Consider the following 17,459-nt stretch of genomic DNA (forward strand, 5'->3'; position numbering starts at 1 on the left):
CGGATCAGCCCCTCGACCGGGGCCGCTTGCGGTATTTCGTGCTGACGCGGGTGAGGAAGCGCTGTTCCTCGGGGGTCAGGGCGTCGCGCCCCTGGTCGTGGATCTTGGCCAGGATCTCGTCCATCCGGCGCTCCTCGGCGGCCTCCTTGATCGCCTGCCGATGCCGGCGCGCCTCGGAGCGCCGCCGTCGCCAGCGGACCAGGGCGTTCTCGCGGTACGGGCGGACCTTCGGCCCGCTGCCTTCGAGGCTCGTGTAGCCTTCCGAGAAGTCGTAGCCGAACAGGTTGTCCTCGTAATAGCCGCCGTCCTCGAGCATCCGCATCTCGTAGCGGACCATCAGCTCGATGAGGATGGCCAGGCCGATCAGCTCGACCCCCCCCGCGCTGCCGGAGTAAAAGAGCAGGCGGATCACCCCGATGATCGCCAGCAAGACGGCGAACGACCGGGCCATCCACGGGGCGATCAGGCCGTCTCGCGTCGCCGTCAGCGACGGCCCGGCCAGGTACGCCCGCAAGACCCGCCCGCCGTCGAGCGGCAGGGCCGGGATCACGTTGGCCAGGAACAGGACCCAGTTGAGGTACGCGAACCAGCCGACCAGCCAGATGGCCCCCAGCGCCTCGGCCGGCTCGCCGCCGATCGTCGGCGCCCCGCTGCCCGACCCGCCCGATCCGAACGGGTTGAGGGTCATCCGGGCGTCGGCGAAGAGCAGGCCGACGCCCAGGATCGCCGCCACGCTCAGGCTGGTGAGCGGCCCGGCCAGGGCCACGGCCATCGACTCCCGGGCCCGGGCGATCGAGACCGGCTGCGGCCCCTGGAAGTTGCCGAGCGGCCAGAGCCGCACCTCGTCCGGCTCCAGGTCGAGCCGATAGCTGGCCGCGATGTGCCCCAGCTCGTGCACGCCGAGCGCCAACGCCAGCAGGCCGAGCCAGGCGAGCGTCTCCAGCAAATCGACCTCGTCCTCGCTGTCGAGCAGGCTGGCGCCCAGCAGCTTCACGACGACGAAGACGATCAAGAGGAAATGCAACCTGACCGGGACGCCCGCCCATCGGCCCAGGTTGATCGACCAGGAGAACGGATCGGACATGGCGGTCCACTCGCGGGGGGAACCGGGCGGGATTTGCTCGAATCGGGATGCTCGCCACTGTCGCTTTTTGCGCACGATCCAGTCTAGCAACTCTCCCCCCGGCCTCGCAACGAGGCCCCCCGTTGCAGGTGGCACGATCGCGACGTCCGACGGGCGACCGTGCTTTTGTAGGATGCCGTCGAGTCTTCGAGGACGCACGAATCCGCCTCTCCCGGGATCTCCGCCCCCGGGCTCGCTAGAATGGGGAGCACGACCGGCCCCGATCCTCCGGGCAGGCGGGGGGAGCGGCCCGCCCGATCCTGGTCGACCCGGCCTCGGCCCGACCCATGCTCCATGTCCGGAGACGGCCCCCATGATCGCCTCGCTGTTCCTCCTCCTCGCGCTCGCGATGCCGGCGGCCGTCGCGTCCGGGCCGACCGACGACCCGATCGACGACGACCTCCGCCTCAATCAGATCCAGGTCGTCGGCACGCACAACTCGTATCACCTCGCCCCCAGCCCCGGGGTGATGGGCATGGTCGCCGCCCTCAGCCCCCGGCAGGCCGAGGCGATCGACTACTCCCACCGCCCCCTGGCCGAGCAGTTCGGCAGGCTCCAGATCCGTCAGATCGAGCTGGACATCTTCGCCGACCCCGACGGCGGCCTCTTTTCCCGGCCGATGGCCCGCGCCGCCCTCATCGGGCGCGGCGAGGACCCCGGCCCCGACCCGAACCGCGGAGGCGTGCTCGACCCGCCCGGCCCGAAGGTCCTCCACGTGCAGGACATCGACTACCTGAGCACCGCCCCGACCCTCGCCGACGCCCTCGCCCAGGTCCGCGACTGGTCGAAGGCCCACCCCGAGCACCTGCCCATCCTCATCCTTCTTGAGCTGAAAGATCAGGCCGTGCCGGGGCTCTCCCGACCGGCCCCGATCGACGCCGAGGCCCTCGACACGATCGAGCAGGCCCTCCGCTCCGCCTTCGAGCCGGGTCATGTGCTCACGCCCGACGACGTCCGCGGGGACTTCGACACCCTCCCCGAAGCCCTCCGGGCCCGCGGCTGGCCCCGCCTGGCCGAGGCTCGCGGCCGGGTCCTCCTCGCGCTCGACAATACCGACCGGATCCGGGACCTCTACCTCGATGGGCACGCGAACCTCGCCGGGCGCGTCATGTTCGCCGACGCCGGGAGCACCGATCACCCCGCCGCCGCCTGGTTCAAGCGGAACGACCCGATCGGCCAGTTCGACGAGATCCAGACACTCGTCCGCGCCGGTTTCCTCGTCCGGACCCGGGCCGACGCCGACACCCGTCAGGCCCGGTCGGGCGACACGACCCGACGCGACCGGGCCTTCGCCAGCGGGGCCCAGTTCATCAGCACCGACTACCCCGAGCCCGACCCCCGGTTCACCGAGTACCGCGTCTCCTTGCCCGGCCTCGCCGAGGCGATTCGCAACCCGATTGCCGTCGGGAATGACGCGACGGGATCGCGTGACCCGTGATCCGTGACCCGTGAGCCGGTCGCGTCCCCGCCCCGTCGCGCATCGCACGACGCCGCTGCGTCCTCCCCCCCTGGTGCCCTCGATTCGGAGCCGTTCATGTCCGAGCCCAGCAGCTCGCCCGCCGGACCGTTGCGGATCGCCGTGCTCGGCAACGGCACGAAGCCCGACGTGATCTCCACCTCGGGCGGCCTGGCCGCCGAGATCCAGGGCCAGCCGGGCCTGGAGCTGGCCGTCGTCGACCTGGGGAGCGATTCCGACCTGTCCGGGCTGGAGGCCGACATCGCGCTCGTCCTCGGCGGCGACGGCACGGTCCTGCACACGGCCCGGCGGATGGGAGACCAGCCGATCCCGGTCCTCGGCGTCAATCTCGGCCGGCTCGGCTTCCTGGCCGACCTGACCCCGACCGGGCTCCGCGACCGCCTGGCCGATCTGGCCGCCCGGCGCTTCACGGTCGAGAACCTGATGACGCTCGACTGCACCATCCGCCGCACCGACGGCCAGACCCTCGTCTACCGGGGGCTGAACGACGTCGTCCTGCGGGCCGCGCCGCCGTTCCACCTGATCGAGCTGGGCCTCCGGATCGACGGCGAGAGCGTCATCAGCTACCGGGGCGACGGCCTGATCCTGGCCACCCCGGTCGGATCGACCGGCCACAGCCTCTCGGCCGGCGGCCCGATCCTGCCGCCGAATGCCCAGATGTTCGTGATTACACCGATCTGCGCCCACACGCTCACCCAGCGCCCCCTGGTCGATGCCTCGCACAAGTGGTACGAGGTCATCCCGAGCCTGACCGAGGGCCAGGCCGTCACCGCCGTCATCGACGGCCAGATGCAGGAGCCGCTCGCCCCCGGCGACCGCCTCGCCGTCCGTCGCGGCGAGACGCCGTTCCCGATGGTCCGCCTCTCCGGCCATCTCTTCTACCGGACCCTCCGCGACAAGCTCGGCTGGGGGACCGACCCCGCCCTCGATCGCCGCTCCGGCTCCGGGGGCCCCTGATGGTCTCGTCCTCGAAGCCCCGTAGTCCCGCTTCCAGTCTGAATCGGTGGGGTCACGTTTTTCAGTGGGTGCCCCGGGTTCCGCGCAGCGGACCCCGGGCGGAGCTGCTTCGGCCTGCCGCCCCCGGCCCGGGGTCCGCTGCGCGGAACCCGGGGCACCCGAATCCCACCAATTTCGACTGGAAGCGGTAGTCGGGTGCCGTCGCGTCCTCGAAGACGCACCTCCCCCTCGCCCGGCCTTCCTGATCTTGTGGACGCCCATAATCGTTTTGACGTGTGACTCCCCTCATGCGATCTCTCCTCCTGCTGCTGGCGCTGGTGATCCTCTCGGCCCTGGCCTTCGCCTGGCCGGGGCTGTTCGGATCGGCCGCGTCCGATCCCTTCCTCGCCAGCCGATCGGGCCTGTGGGCCTTGATCGCCCTGGCGATGTTCGCCATCGGCTGGCGATTGCCGGGCGACGAGGTGGCCCGGGTCGCCCGGCGCTGGCCGAGCGTGCTCGGCGGCACGGCGATTCAATATGCCAGCATGCCCTTGCTCGCCGTGGCCACGGCGAGCGTCGCCCGGCTCGATGCCGATGCCACGGTCGGCCTGATGCTCGTCGGCTGCGTGCCGGGGGCGATGGCCTCGAACGTCCTGACCCTGATGGCCCGGGGCAACGTCAGCTACTCCGTCGGCCTGACCACGGCCGCGACCCTGGCCTCTCCGCTGGTCGTCCCGCTGGCCCTCCGCTGGACGCTCGGCGGCGTCTCGGTCGACTTCCCGGCGGTCGAGGCCATGCGGCAACTGGCGCTCTTCGTGGTCGTGCCGGTCGGGCTCGGCCACGCGATCGGCCGCCTGCCCCGGCGTCGCCACCGGCTCGACGGGCCGGTCGCCTCGCTGGTGGCGAACCTGGTGATCCTCTGGATTATTGCCGTCGTCGTCGCCAGCAACCGCGACCGCCTGGCCGGGCCGAGCCTTCAGTTGATCACAGCCCTGCTGGCGGTCAACCTGCTCGGCTACCTCGCCGGGGACCTCGGCGGCCGATTGCTCCGGGTCGACCCGCCGATGCGGCGTGCCCTGACCCTCGAAGTCGGCATGCAGAACGCCGGGCTCGGCACCACCATGGCCCTGACCCTCTTCCCCGACCGCCCCGCCGCGGCCATCCCGTGTGCGCTCTATACCTTCGGCTGCATGCTCACCGGCACCGCGTTGGCGTCGTGGTGGTCGATCCGCGCCGACCGATCCCCGGCCGACCCGCGCCCGGAGGATGCCCAGCGGGTATGATCGTCGCCGACCGGGATCGACGGTGGCGTCGTCGTCGGCGTCGATCTCGGCCGGTCGGTCCGATCCCCCTCGCAGGGTTGTCCCACGAACCAAAGGACCTTTCCATGATCGCTCGGCTGTTGATCCCCGGCCTGGTGGCCGTGCTCCTCGCCCCGAGCCTTGCCGGCGCGCAAGATCCGTTCGGGACCTACTCCTACGTCAAGGGCCAGCGCGGCGACCAGCCCGTCGCCGCCGACGACCTGAAGGGCAACACCGTCACGATCGAGGAGGGCAAGCTCTCCCTGATCGGCGACGACGGCGCCGTGCAGTTCGAGATCCGCTACGTCATCGACGACGAGCCCGAGGAGGGCACCTACCGGGCCACCCTCGAAATCGTCAAGTCCTCGCTCATGGAAGACGCCGTCGGCGTGAAGGCCAAGGCCCTGGCCAGGCACGACGGCAACGAACTCACGCTCATCTACGATTTCGGCGGCACCGACTACCCCGAGTCCTTCGAGCCGAAGGCCCCGACCCAGCACCTCTTCGTCCTGAAGAAGGCCCCCGCCGCCGCCGCCGGCAACTGATCGCCCCCGGGCCGACCCGATCGCGCGACCTGCCGGCGTCCGGCCCGACGCCGGCCCTCGGCCCCGTTCGTCGGAGCGGCACGCCATCCGTCCCGCCCCTCGCCCCCGCTCGCGGGGACGAGGGGCGCCGCAGGCCGGGTGGGGGCCTCGTCAAGCACCCGAAGCCTTGCACGCCGGCCGAGGCCGCCGCACCCAACCCGCTCCCCTCGACCGGGGCGACGGGGCCGGGGCCGTCCGGTCGGTCGGTCGGAGGCGCCGGCGGATGCTCACCCCGGCAGTCCCTCCCGCGAGGTGTCTGGCGTCCCGACGAGTGTGCTCCTCCGGGTCGAGGGCAATCCCCGTGCCGGTACGGCTGGGCACGGGCTTTGCTGCATGAGGAAAGGGTCCAGGAGGTATCCTGATGGGCCGATCCGACGGCCCGACCCCAAAGGAGGAGGGCTCAACGATGACTCGGCACCCGTGGACCAGGATCGGGCTGATGACAACCGCGGCCGTCGCCTTGCTGGCGATCGGCCCGACGACGCTGACGACGACGACGGCCCGAGGGGCCTCCGCCACCTCGGCGGCGGCGATCGCCTCGGCGGCGGTCGGCCAGGGAAACGACTTCTGGGAAGACCGCTTCAACGCCATGCAACGCATCTGGGGGACGCCGTATGTGCCCCTCGGCTACTACTGGGACCAGGCCCGGGGGCTCCCCCCCCGGCAGGCCCCGGTCGCCCCCGGCCTCTACTCCGATCAGCCCATCTACCCCGCCGGCGGGTTCGGCTACGGCTCCGGATACGGCCCCGGCCGACACCGCGGCTGGGGACGCGGCTATGCCTACAACCCGGGCCTGAATTTTGATTCGGGCTTCAGCTACCAGACGGCCTATCCGTATGCCTATGAGGCCTCGTATCCGTACGGGTACTCGTCCAATTACGGGTCGCCCTACTCCTACGGCTACGGGACGCCCTACGGCTACGGCGCCGGCTACGGCTCCGGGGTGGGAATCGGGTTCCAGCTCGGCATCGGCTCCCGAGTATTCCCGCGCTACGGCTCGCCCTACGGCGGGTTCTACGGCTGGTAAAGGGGGGCGGGGGCCGTCGAACCGCGGCCCCGCCGGCCCGGCCTCGGATGAGACAACCCCTTTGAATCCCACCGTCCCCGATCGCGAGCCGCCAGGACGGCCGCCCTGGTGGTTCGAGGTCGAGACGGCCCCGCTGACGGGCACGTCCTCGGCCAATTTCCGAGACGTGGCCGTCCGAGGCGACGGCCCGCACCGTCGGGTGCTCGGGCCGAGCGTCACGTCTCACCTGATCGGGGCCGTCTTCGCGGCGCTCGGCGGGGTCGCCTTGCTGGCCGGCCTGGCCCGGATGCCCGAGGAACCCGGCGTCGCGATCTTCGCCGGGATCGGGGCGCTGTTCCTCGCCATCGGCCTGCTGATCCTGCTCGGTCGCCGCCGCATCCTGTTCGATCGGGAGACGGGACGCCTGGAGATCCGGTCGCCCTGGTCCCCCTCCTCGCGACCGCTCGCCGAGATCCGCGCGGTCCAGGTCATCGACGGCGGCGTCCGTTCGTCCGACGACGATTCCTATCAGACCTTCCAGCTCAACCTGGTTTTCAAGGACGACGAGGGGGCCTGGACCCGCCGGAACCTCTCCACCCACGCCGATCGCGAGTGGAGCGTCGCGGCCGGCGACCGGCTGGCGGCGTTCCTCGGCGTCCCCTTGCTGGACGGACTCCGGGGGATCGCCCGCGCGGCCCGACCCGACGACGAGGCCCCCTTCGATCCCGCCTCTCCCCCGTTCGGTGTCCTGACCCGACGAGACGACGACCGGGTGATCCTCGCCAGCCACGAGTCGTTCCTCCCCCCCGAATCGACCCGGCGGCGCATCGGCTGCCTGACCCGGGGGTGTCTCATCCTCTTCGTCGCGCTGGCCGCCTTCGAGGTCGTCACGCTCTGGGTCTGGGACGTGCCCTTCCAGTTCAACGGGAAACCGGCCGACAAGGTGTTCGGGACCGTCTTCCTCGTCGGCTTCACGGCCGTTTGGCTGGGCGTCATGCGGTTCATCCTGGGCGGGATGGCCGAGTTCGGCCGCACGATCCGGGGCGGGGTGCCGCCGTCGGGCTGGCGGATCGAGGCCGGCCCGACGGAGTGGCTCGCCACCACCTTCGATCGAGGGCGACCGAGCACGCGCCGGCTCCCGGTCCAGGACGTCGAGCAGGTCGAACTCAACCCGACCTGCCGGCTCATCGCCCTTCGTGGCGACCGGTCGAGCACCCTCACCCCCATCATCGACCCCGACGCCGCCGTCTGGCTCCGACGGTTCCTCGCCGATCGCCTCGCACGCTGAGCAGCCTTCCCGACAGACCCCGCCGACGCCCCCGCCCCTTCCGCCGGAGCGTCGTATCGACAGCTTGCCCGATTTTGAGTGTACGCCTGTTGACAATCTGCCGATCTTGTGGGAGAACTCCACGAATCCGGCCGACGCCTGTTCGTGTGGACAGGTGGGCCGGTTCCTTCGTGTGCCCGGGGATCGCCCCGGCACACCCCCCCCGAGCGGAGGAGGGATCGATGCACGCGGAACCCAGTCGAGAGCACCGCTGGCTTGATGCGCTGGTCGGCGAATGGTCGTACGAGATGGAGTGCGTCATGGGGCCGGACCAGCCGCCCATGACCTCGAGCGGGACCGAGGTGGTCCGGTCGCTCGGGGGCCTCTGGACGGTCGCCGAGATCCTCGGCACGACGCCCGACGGTCAGTCGTCCGTCTCGGTGATGACCCTCGGCTTCGACCCGGCGTCCGGGCGCTTCACCGGGACCTTCGTGGCCTCGGTCATGACACACCTCTGGACCTACCAGGGGTCGCTCGACGCCGACGCCCGCATCCTCACCCTCGACGCCGAGGGCCCCAGCTTCACCGGCTCGGGGCTGTCGCGCTATCAGGACATCATCGAGCTGGTGGACGACGACCGCCGGATCATGCGGTCGCAGCTCCTCTCCGACGAGGGCACCTGGATCCCCTTCATGACCATGCATTACACGCGCCGCCCTTCGAGCCCCGGCGCCGCCCTCGAACGCCGATCCGCCTGATCGATCGACGGGGCCGGGCCCGGGGAGTTCGCCCCCTCGGCCCGGCCCGTCCCATCCCATGCGATCCCATCCCGCCCGATCGATCGATCGCGTCCCGGGACGGCTCCGGCCCGGCACCTACCCGCACACGGATCGACACGCTTCTGCCTCAACGGGCAATCACGAAGGACGGCCCTGGCCGCGGCACACGCTAAGGCCCTCTACGCCCTCGCCGCGGCAGGGACCGTTGAGACGTCCGGCGGTCGTCGGCCAGGCACAGTGCCGCCGCCGCCGGGGTCTCAGTCCGGGGGACGGCCGATCAGGACAGCCCTCGATCGGCCCGCCGCTGTTTCCGACGGCGGAGCAGGCCGACGCCGGCCAGCGCCACCGAACCGATCCCGGCCATCGCCAGGGTCGACGGCTCGGGCACGACCGCCGCCGTCACCTGCTGGAAGCCGACGTTGAACCGCACCGTCTCGTCGCCGCCGGTCAGCAGCTTCGTGCCCGAGATCCGCCCGGTCAGCGTCCAGTCGACCCCGGCCAGGTTCACGCTGGAATAGAGCCGCTGATTGGCGAAGCCCAGCGGGTCGCCGCTGCCCGGGGTGACCGTGCCCGACAGGAAGCCCCCGTCGACCAGCGAGAGGCCGGCCCCGGAGAAGTTCAGCTCATCGAAGGCGAACGACGACCCCGCCTGCGTCGCCCGGGCGCTCAGCACCAGCGAGTTGAACGCCGAGGGGGGGAGCAGGCCGTTGAGGTTCGCCCGGTTCGAACCCCCCGGGGTGCTCGCGAAGCTGCCCCACGAGACCGTCCGGTCGAGCGACCCCGGCCCGTCGAGGCTGAAGATGATCCCCTCGCCGGCGCGGTGCTCCAGCACGAAGTCGAAGACCTTGCCGCTGGTCGTCGCCACGTTCCCCAGGGTGGCCGTCACCTGGTCGGCCGCCGTGACGGTGCCGGGGGCGTTGTCGATGCTCACGTCGAAGCCCGTGTTCGACAGGCGATACTTGGCATTCGCCACGGTGCCGCCGACCGAGTCGATCGTCACCAAAGGAGAGTTGACGTAAATCTGCCCCGCCCAGGCCTGGGCACCCAGTCCCAGCACGGCGAGCAGCCCGAGACCGATGGATCGACGAATCATGAACGCTGGTGACTCCTACAAAGGGATCGAGAAGGCGATTCCGTGGGGGATGCCGGCCGCTCCCGCGGCCGTCCGAAGGGCACACGCTCGATGCCGCCGCGCGGACGGCGATCGCCCGGCCGACTGGCCGCCCGTCTCCCCTGCCGCAGTCAACGCCTGCGTCGGGGCGACCCGACCATGGCCGCGTCGGCTCGCCGCGTGTCCGAGCAGGGCCCTCGACCGTTCCTACCCCCACCGCCCCGGCCCTGTGTCCATCCTTGCATGAAAACCACGCCGATCGGTGAATCGGGTCAACACGCCTTGCCGACTCCTCCCTGCCCGTCCCCGCTTCGCGTCGTTTTCGACCCATCCCCGGGACAAAAAGTGACTGCCGCTCCCCTCAATCCCGAGATTTAGAGTACCGCTAGCCGTCTTCATCGGTGGGTTCACGGTGTTGAGCGGGTGCCCCGGGGCACTCGGATCCCACCACATTCGACCAGGAGCGGTCCGGAGAGACCGCCGACCCCGCGCCCCGGCCTCGATCCGTCGCCGCCGACCGCGTCCCCTCCCGTGCGGACGGCACGCTTCGATTCAACGCTCCTTGGCAATCCGGCACTCGTCCCTCGATCCCGCTCCCTGGCCTCGTACGAAACGAGCCGATTGCCTCCCCTTCGTTTCCCGAAACGAACGGCGCGATTTGTGTTAACCCTCATTTCAGAAACGGTTTGCGGTTTGTCTCGTCGGCGCACCAGCCGCGCACGCGCCGGCGCACCGGCGAGCGCACCCCGGCCGAGCCGATTGCGCCCGGTTCGTTGCTGTCGCGAGCCGGACGCCCGGCGGGCGGGGACCGCCGTCGAGTTCCGGAACGAACCGAAGGGAATTTCGGGGAACCTCTTCCAGGCCATGAGGTTACGCGCCGTTTGGCCCGCCGCGTCGAGGCGCACCGGGCTGCGCAACACGGCGCACAGGAAGGCGCACCTACTGCCCCGAGGCGGTCGGGTCGCTCAGGATCGGCAGGACGCGGGTCTGGAGCCCCCCGGTGACGTGGACCCCGCCGTCGGCGTCGATGAAGACGTCCACCTCGGAGCGGATCCCGAACTCGGGCAGGTAGATGCCCGGCTCGATCGAGAAGCAGGTGCGGGGCAGCACCAGGCGGGTCTCGTGGGTCTCGAGGTTGTCCATGTTCGCGCCGTTGCCGTGCGTCTCCTCGCCGATGCTGTGGCCGGTCCGGTGGATGAACGCCTCGCCGAAGCCGGCGGCCTCGATCTCGTGGCGGGCGGCGTCGTCGACCTCGAACCCCCGCAAGGGGGTCCGGGTCTGGAAGGCGTTCCGGACGCGGGCGATCGCGGCGTCCCGGGCCCGGGCGACGACCTGGAAGACGGCCTCGAACCGCTCGGGCACCTCACGGCCGACGAAGCCGACGCGGGTCAGGTCGCTGTACACCCCCCCCGGCCGGTCGCACTTGGCCCAGAGGTCGATCAGGACGAACTCCCCCTCGCGGATTTCGGCGTCCTGGCCGGCCTTCGGCTCGTAGTGCGGGTCGCCGCTGTGGGGGCCGACGGCGACGATCGGCGGCGAGTAGGTGGTCAGGTCGTGCCGCTCGAAGTGGTCGAGGATCACGCGCTGGACCTCGGTCTCTCGGATCGAGCCGCCGCCGCCCGTCCGCTCGGCGATCAGGCCGAAGGCGATGTTGAACGCCTCGGTCGTCACGCGGGTCGCCTCCTGGTGCATCGCCCATTGCTCGTCGGTCCACGACGCCTCGAACCGCTGGATCAGGTCGCCCGAGGGCTCGACCTCGACCCCGAGCGACCGGACCAGCTCGATCACCCCGGCGTCGATCCGGGCGATGTACGGGTTCGACACCCGAGGGGCGTATTCCATCGCCACCCGCTTCGCCCCGCCGAGCATCGCCCCGACCCCGGCCTCCAGCTCCTGCCAGCGGAGATAGACGGTCGCCCCGCCCGGCAGGTGGTCGAGGGCGCCCGGCTCGATCCGGTGGACCAGCTTCCTCGGCTCCCCTTGCCTCGGGATGAAGTAGAAGAACCGCCGCGAGCCGGTCGGCCGGTGGGCCAGGTCGAGGACCCTCCGGGCCAGCACGTTGTTCCCCCGGAAGTCGTACAGGAGCCAGCCGTCGAGGCCGAACTGGCAGAGCGATTCCTGGATGGCGGGGAGGTCGAACTGCGACATCGTCGGGGCTCCATCGTCAAGAGGATCGGCCGAGGGCGGGCCGGATCGCCGGTCCCCAGGAGCGTACCGAAGACGGCCTTGACGTGCCAGGCGATCGGGGGGGCGTCGCGGGAGGGGTCACTCCGCCTCGGGGTCGACCCTCATGAACGTGAACGGCTCCGAAGGTCGGAACTCGTCCGAAACCTCGCCGGCGAAGGTCTCGCGCTGGTCCGGCCCGAGCCGCAAGACCCGAACCGGCGCCCCCGGCTCGAGGTCGAGGTCCTTCAGGTCGACCCAGAAGACGTTGGGCGTCACGGCCGACTCGAAGTAATAGATCAGGTCCTTGTGATCGGCGACGGTGCGCCAGCGGGTCGAGGAGATGTTCGGCTGGTCCGGCGTGGTGATGCCGATCGGCACCGAGACGTTGCGGATCACGCTGAAGACCGCGGCGGTGGCCGCCCGGCGGTCCTCCACCCGGGGGATCGCGTTGATGTAGAAGTTCGACCGGGCGAAGCGGTCGGCCGCGCGGTTGGTCCCGGGGAGCATCACCGTGCCGCCGATCTCGCCCCAGTAGCTGCTGATCGCCAGTTGCTGATCGAAGGTCGGCGAGTTGGTCATCACCTGGTACTGACGGCCGTGATGGATCACCAGTTTGCCATCCACGTATTCGAAGATGGCGCTGTCGCCCGAGGCGTCGGAGATCGAGAGGTGGACGGTCGCCATGCGGTCCGAGTCGGGCAGCGTGGAGGTCAGGACGACGAACGATTCCTCCTCCAGGGCGGCGACGGCCTCGGCGACCGTGGCGAAATTGTCCAGCACGTACTGGGCCCAGATCGCGATGGAGATCCCCGGCTTCTCGCCGGTCCACGGGGTGTACTCCGACTCGGCCAGCCAGAGCAGGTTGGCCGACAGGCCCTTCTCGTTGAGCCCGTCGCTGGTGGCGATGTTGAACGCCGAGGCGGTGACGCTGCCGTACTTCGAGGTCCAGCGCACGGTCTTCTCGCCCGTCTGGCCCGAACGTTCGATGCCCCGGGGGAAGACCCAGAGGTCGGTGCCGATCTCCGTCGCCCAGTCCATCGATCGGGCCGTCAGGATCCGCCCCCCCGGCCCGAGATAGACCATCCTCGTGCAGGCGAGGGCGGCGGGACCCAGCAGCCCGAGCAACGCGAGGGCCGCCCCCAGGCCCAGGAACAATCGACGGTGGTTCATGTGTGTCTCCTCCTCGAAAGGCTGGTGGCGGCGGGAAGGCGAGTGCGGAGTCGCCGGCAATGAGCGAGTCAAGAGCCTGCGCCGTCGAGGCCCGGCGGCACCCGATCGGTCCAGTGGGTGGCCGCCTGGTACGCGGCGCCGACCCGCAGCAGGGTCGCCTCGTCCCACGGCCGGCCGACGAGCTGGAGCCCGATCGGCAACCCTGAGCTTGAGAACCCGCACGGCACCGAAAGCGCCGGCTGGCCGGTCAGGTTGAAGGGCAAGGTGTGGTCGAGATACAGTTGCACCAGCGGCCTTTTCTGGCCCGCGGCCTCGGCCTCCTGCTCGCCGATCGGCGTGGCGACGATCGGGCTGGTCGGCGTGGCGAGCACGTCGAACGACCGCCAGAGCTCGCGGTACTGGTCGATCACCACCCGCCGCACCCGCTGGCCGTCGAGGTACTGCTTGCCCGTCAGGAAGAGCCCGGCGAGCAGGAGGTTGCGGACCTCGTCGCTCAGGCCGTTGGCCGGGGTCCGGGCGGTCGATTCGTGGGCCGCGGCGGCCTCGGCGAAGATGATCGCCCGGTGGGCGGCGCGGGCCAGCTCGGGGCCGGGGAAGGGGACCTCGACGATGGTGGCCCCGAGCCCTCGGACCACCTCGACCGCGTCGCGGACCGAGGCGGCCACCTCCGGCCCGGCCAGGTCGAAGAAGAAGCCCGTCGGCACGCCGATGCGCAGCCCTCGCAGGTCGCCGGACCCGTCCGCCGCGATCGGATCGGGGAGGGCCGGGGCGGGCAGGGTGGCCGGGTCCTTCGGGTCGGCACCGGCCATGACGCTGAGCATGAGCGCCGCGTCCTCGGCCGTCCGGGCCATCGGGCCGACGGTGTCCATCGACCAGCTCAGGGGGATCCCGCCGTGTCGGCTGACCCGGCCGTACGTCACCTTCAGGCCGACCACGCCGCAGAGCGCCGACGGCTGGCGGACCGACCCCCCCGTGTCGCCGCCGACGGCCGCCAGGGCCATGCCGGCGGCCAGGGCGACGGCCCCCCCTCCCGTGCTGCCGCCGGGCACTCGGGAGGGGTCCCAGGGGTTGCGGGCGTCGCCGAAGTGGGGGTTCTGGCTGGTGAATCCATAGGCATATTCGTGCATCAAGGTCTTGCCGACCAGCAGGCAGCCGGCCTTGCGCAGGCGGGCGACGGCCTCGGCGTCGGCCCCGGGCACGAAGTCGAGCAGGGCGTTCGAGCCGTTGGTCGTCCGGACCCCTTCGGTCCAGAAGCCGTCCTTGACGGCCAGGGGGACCCCGGCCATCGGGAAGGATCGGCCGGCCTCGACGGCGCGATCGACGGCCTCGGCGTCGGCCAGGGCCTGCTCGGCCGTCACGGTGATGAAGGCGCGGAGTCGGTCGTCGTGGACCTCGATCCGGCCGAGCGCCGACCGGGCGACCTCGACGGCCTTCCACTCGCCGGCGTTGACCCGGCGGGCGACCTCCCGGGCGTTCGTCTGGGTCAGGTCGATCATCTCGGCCAGCCCTCCGGATCGAGCCCGAAGGCGACGTCCGGCTCGACGCCGTCGAGGTCGACCAGGGTCATCGGGGCCAGTTCGGCGTTCAGGCCGTTGACGAGCGACCGCAAGGGTTCCAACCGTTCGTCGGCGATCTCCAGCCGCAGGACTTCCCGGGCGAGCACGCGGAAGGCGTCCGGGCCGAAGGTCTCGGGGACCTCCTGCGGCGGGGCGGTCGGCGAGGGGGTGGGGGAGGGCGGTCGCATGGTCGGTCGCTCCAGTCCGGTCCAGTCCAGTGCGGTATACCGAGGCCGGGGGTCGGGCCGTCGGGCCGATTGTGCAACGGGCCGCCCTCCTTGCACAATAGGCCGGTCAACCCGAGGGTTCCCCTCCCGACTTGAAGGACGATCGCACCATGACCGACGCCTCGACCGCCCGCATCGGCATTGTCACCGTCTCCGACCGCGCCAGCCGGGGAGAATACGAGGACCGGGGCGGCCCGGCCATCCACCGATACTTCTCCGAGGTCCTGACCACCGCCTGGGAGCCCGTCCCGCGGCTCGTCTCCGACGACCGCGAGCAGATCGCCGCGACCCTGATCGAGCTGGCCGACCGCGAAGGCTGCCCCTTGATCGTCACCACCGGGGGCACCGGCCCGGCCCCGAGGGACGTGACGCCCGAGGCCACGCTCGACGTGGCCGAGAAGCCGATGCCCGGCTTCGGCGAGCTGATGCGGCAGGTCTCGCTGACCAAGGTCCCCACGGCGATTCTCTCAAGGCAAACCGCCGTCATCCGGGGGCGGTCCCTCATCATCAACCTGCCGGGGCAGCCGAGGGCGATCGCCGAGTGCCTCGACGCCGTCATGCCCGCCGTGCCGTACTGCATCGACCTGATCGGCGGCCCCCGCTTGGAGACGGACCCCGGCCGCATCGCCGCCTTCCGGCCGAAGAAGTGACCGGGGAGGTCGAGGGCGTGCGAGGCCCGCATTCGAGCCGGGACGGCCGCGGCCAAGGCGCGTGGGCGTGGTCAATCGCGGGGATCTTGAAATCAGTCGCCGGAGCTGGTGTCATGCAGACGCTCACGTTCTCCCTGCTCGCGTCCCCGCCCGTCCTCGCGAGCCGTCCGACGTCCTGACGGTGCAGGGGCGACGTCTCTCCTGCCCGCCCATCCGCTGCAAGGACACAACTCGAACCATGGGACACATCATGCGATGGATTTCTCGCGGCCTCGTGCCTCTCGGGGTCATCGGCATTCTCGCCGCGATGCTCGGGGCTCCCGAGGCGTCGGCACAGGATTCGAAGAAGCCTAATATCGTCATCATCTGGGGAGACGACATCGGCCGCTCCAACATCAGCGCCTACACGATGGGCCTGATGGGCTACCGCACGCCGAACATCGATCGGGTCGCCCGAGAGGGGATGATCTTCACCGATTACTACGGCGAGCAGAGCTGCACGGCCGGCCGCGCCTCGTTCCTCACCGGCCAGCACGGCATGCGCACCGGCCTGACCAAGGTCGGCCTGCCCGGTGCGGAGCTGGGCTTGCAGGCCGAGGACCCGACGATCGCCGACCTGCTGAAGGCGCAGGGCTATGCGACCGGCCAGTTCGGCAAGAACCACCTGGGCGACCGCAACGCGTATCTGCCGACCGTCCACGGCTTCGATGAGTTCTACGGGAACCTGTACCACCTGAACGCCGAGGAGGAGCCTGAGCACCCCGACTACCCGAAGGACCCGGCCTTCCGGGCGAAGTACGGCCCCCGGGGGGTGCTCGACGCGAAGGCGACCGACGTCGACGACCCGACGGTCGACCCGCGCTTCGGCCGCGTCGGCAAGCAGACCATCGAGGACACCGGCCCCCTGACGAAGGAGCGGATGGAGACGATCGATGACGACATCGCCGCCCGCGCCATCGACTTCATCGAGCGGAAGGCCGAGGGGGACGAACCCTTCTTCGTCTGGGTCAACTTCACGCACATGCACTTCCGGACCCACCCGAAGCCGGAGAGCGTCGGCCAGGCCGGCCGCTGGATGAGCGAGTACGCCGACGTGATGATCGACCACGACAAGAACGTCGGCCAGGTGCTCGACGCGCTGGACCGCCTCGGGCTGGCCGAGGACACGTTCGTGATGTACAGCACGGATAACGGCCCGCACATGAACACCTGGCCGGATGCGGCCATGACCCCCTTCCGCAACGAGAAGAACTCGAACTGGGAGGGGGCCTACCGCGTGCCGGCGATGGTCCGCTGGCCGGGCAAGATCGAGGCCGGCAGCGTCTCGAACGAGATCGTCTCCCACCTCGACTGGCTGCCCACCCTGGTCGCGATGGGCGGCGACCCGGACGTCAAGGAGAAGCTCCTGGAGGGGCACACCGTCGGCGAGACGACCTACAAGATCCACCTCGACGGCTTCAACCTGGTGCCCTACCTGACCGGCGAGGCCGAGGAGGGCCCCCGCGAGTCGTTCCTCTACTGCAACGACGACCAGCAGCTCACCGCCCTGCGGTACGACAACTGGAAGATCGTCTTCCTGGAGCAGCGTGTGCCGGGCACGCTCCAGATCTGGGCCGAGCCGTTCGTCAGCCTGCGGGTCCCGAAGATCTTCAACCTGCGGACCGATCCGTACGAGCGGGCCGACATCACCTCGAACACCTACTACGACTGGCTGCTCGACCGCGTCTTCCTGCTCGTCCCGGCGCAGGACTACGTGGGCAACTTCCTCAAGACCTTCGTCGAGTATCCGCCCCGCCAGAAGGCGGCCAGCTTCAACCTCGACGAGGTGATGCGGAAGCTCCAGGAGGGGGGGCAGAGCGACTAAGCACCGCGTCAGGCCCCGCTTGCCGGGGGGGCTCGCGGGGCGTGTCGCGGGCCTCCCGGGCGGTGGAGCGCCCATCGCCCTTCGCCGAGTCGGGGCGGCCGGGGTCATCCTGAGCCCGGGAGGGGTCGCGACGGCTCCCCTCCGTTTGCCCGGGTCGAACGACCCCGGCCGCCCCATCCCATAGTTGGAATCGCCGAGGTCGAACACGAGGGCAATCGGCCCGACATCGCGGGGCGCCCGCC

The 17,459-nt window shown here is 70.6% G+C and carries 15 protein-coding genes; 9 read left to right on the forward strand and 6 right to left on the reverse strand.

The genetic code is table 11. From position 1 onward, the window contains the following. Positions 1-4: 4 nt before the first annotated feature. Entirely contained in the window at positions 5-1,084 is a 1,080-nt protein-coding gene (locus AB1L88_RS22550) for a site-2 protease family protein (RefSeq protein ID WP_367098949.1), read from the reverse strand. Between the two features lie 352 nt (positions 1,085-1,436). Here AB1L88_RS22550 and AB1L88_RS22555 point away from each other — a divergent pair, with 352 nt between their 5' ends. From AB1L88_RS22555 to AB1L88_RS22585, 7 genes are all read left to right on the forward strand, one after another. Then, positions 1,437-2,561 (forward strand): Ca2+-dependent phosphoinositide-specific phospholipase C, encoded by a 1,125-nt coding sequence (locus tag AB1L88_RS22555; protein ID WP_367098950.1) that lies wholly within the window; start codon positions 1,437-1,439, stop codon positions 2,559-2,561. A 96-nt stretch (positions 2,562-2,657) separates the two neighbouring features. Continuing rightward, positions 2,658-3,557: an NAD(+)/NADH kinase gene (locus AB1L88_RS22560; protein ID WP_367098951.1), complete on the forward strand. Its 900-nt coding sequence runs from the start codon at positions 2,658-2,660 to the stop codon at positions 3,555-3,557. A gap of 287 nt (positions 3,558-3,844) precedes the next feature. After that, entirely contained in the window at positions 3,845-4,819 is a 975-nt protein-coding gene (locus AB1L88_RS22565) for a bile acid:sodium symporter family protein (protein ID WP_367098952.1), read from the forward strand. Between the two features lie 104 nt (positions 4,820-4,923). Then, a complete protein-coding gene (locus AB1L88_RS22570) occupies positions 4,924-5,382 on the forward strand; it encodes a hypothetical protein (RefSeq protein WP_367098953.1) in 459 nt (152 codons plus the stop codon). Positions 5,383-5,860: 478 nt separating this feature from the next. Further along, on the forward strand, positions 5,861-6,448 hold the full coding sequence (locus tag AB1L88_RS22575) for a hypothetical protein (RefSeq protein ID WP_367098954.1): 588 nt from the start codon (positions 5,861-5,863) through the stop codon (positions 6,446-6,448). Between the two features lie 61 nt (positions 6,449-6,509). Then, a complete protein-coding gene (locus tag AB1L88_RS22580) occupies positions 6,510-7,715 on the forward strand; it encodes a hypothetical protein (RefSeq protein ID WP_367098955.1) in 1,206 nt (401 codons plus the stop codon). Positions 7,716-7,936: 221 nt separating this feature from the next. Continuing rightward, entirely contained in the window at positions 7,937-8,452 is a 516-nt protein-coding gene (locus AB1L88_RS22585) for a DUF1579 domain-containing protein (RefSeq protein WP_367098956.1), read from the forward strand. A 298-nt stretch (positions 8,453-8,750) separates the two neighbouring features. Here the strand turns inward: AB1L88_RS22585 and AB1L88_RS22590 are convergent, their stop codons facing one another. The 5 genes from AB1L88_RS22590 to AB1L88_RS22610 all read right to left on the reverse strand — a co-directional run bounded on the left by AB1L88_RS22590 (position 8,751) and on the right by AB1L88_RS22610 (position 14,664). Further along, on the reverse strand, positions 8,751-9,566 hold the full coding sequence (locus AB1L88_RS22590) for a PEP-CTERM sorting domain-containing protein (protein WP_367098957.1): 816 nt from the start codon (positions 9,564-9,566) through the stop codon (positions 8,751-8,753). Between the two features lie 957 nt (positions 9,567-10,523). Next, complete coding sequence (locus AB1L88_RS22595; RefSeq protein WP_367098958.1) at positions 10,524-11,732, reverse strand: M24 family metallopeptidase; 1,209 nt, start codon at positions 11,730-11,732, stop codon at positions 10,524-10,526. Positions 11,733-11,849: 117 nt separating this feature from the next. Continuing rightward, positions 11,850-12,833 carry a linear amide C-N hydrolase gene (locus tag AB1L88_RS22600; protein WP_367098977.1) on the reverse strand — a complete coding sequence of 328 codons (984 nt, stop codon included), beginning with the start codon at positions 12,831-12,833 and terminating at the stop codon, positions 11,850-11,852. A 155-nt stretch (positions 12,834-12,988) separates the two neighbouring features. After that, on the reverse strand, positions 12,989-14,416 hold the full coding sequence (locus AB1L88_RS22605) for an amidase (protein ID WP_367098959.1): 1,428 nt from the start codon (positions 14,414-14,416) through the stop codon (positions 12,989-12,991). After that, entirely contained in the window at positions 14,413-14,664 is a 252-nt protein-coding gene (locus AB1L88_RS22610) for a hypothetical protein (RefSeq protein ID WP_367098960.1), read from the reverse strand. Before AB1L88_RS22610 ends, AB1L88_RS22605 begins: the two co-directional genes overlap by 4 nt. Before the next feature lie 149 nt (positions 14,665-14,813). Between AB1L88_RS22610 and mog the strand changes: the two genes are divergently transcribed. Then, on the forward strand, positions 14,814-15,353 hold the full coding sequence (gene mog, locus AB1L88_RS22615; protein WP_367098961.1) for a molybdopterin adenylyltransferase: 540 nt from the start codon (positions 14,814-14,816) through the stop codon (positions 15,351-15,353). A 307-nt stretch (positions 15,354-15,660) separates the two neighbouring features. Continuing rightward, positions 15,661-17,217, forward strand: coding sequence for an arylsulfatase (locus AB1L88_RS22620; protein ID WP_367098978.1), 1,557 nt, complete (start codon positions 15,661-15,663; stop codon positions 17,215-17,217). Positions 17,218-17,459: the final 242 nt, after the last annotated feature.

Origin of the sequence: Tautonia sp. JC769 (genome assembly GCF_040717455.1) — a bacterium.
Taxonomy (GTDB): domain Bacteria; phylum Planctomycetota; class Planctomycetia; order Isosphaerales; family Isosphaeraceae; genus Tautonia.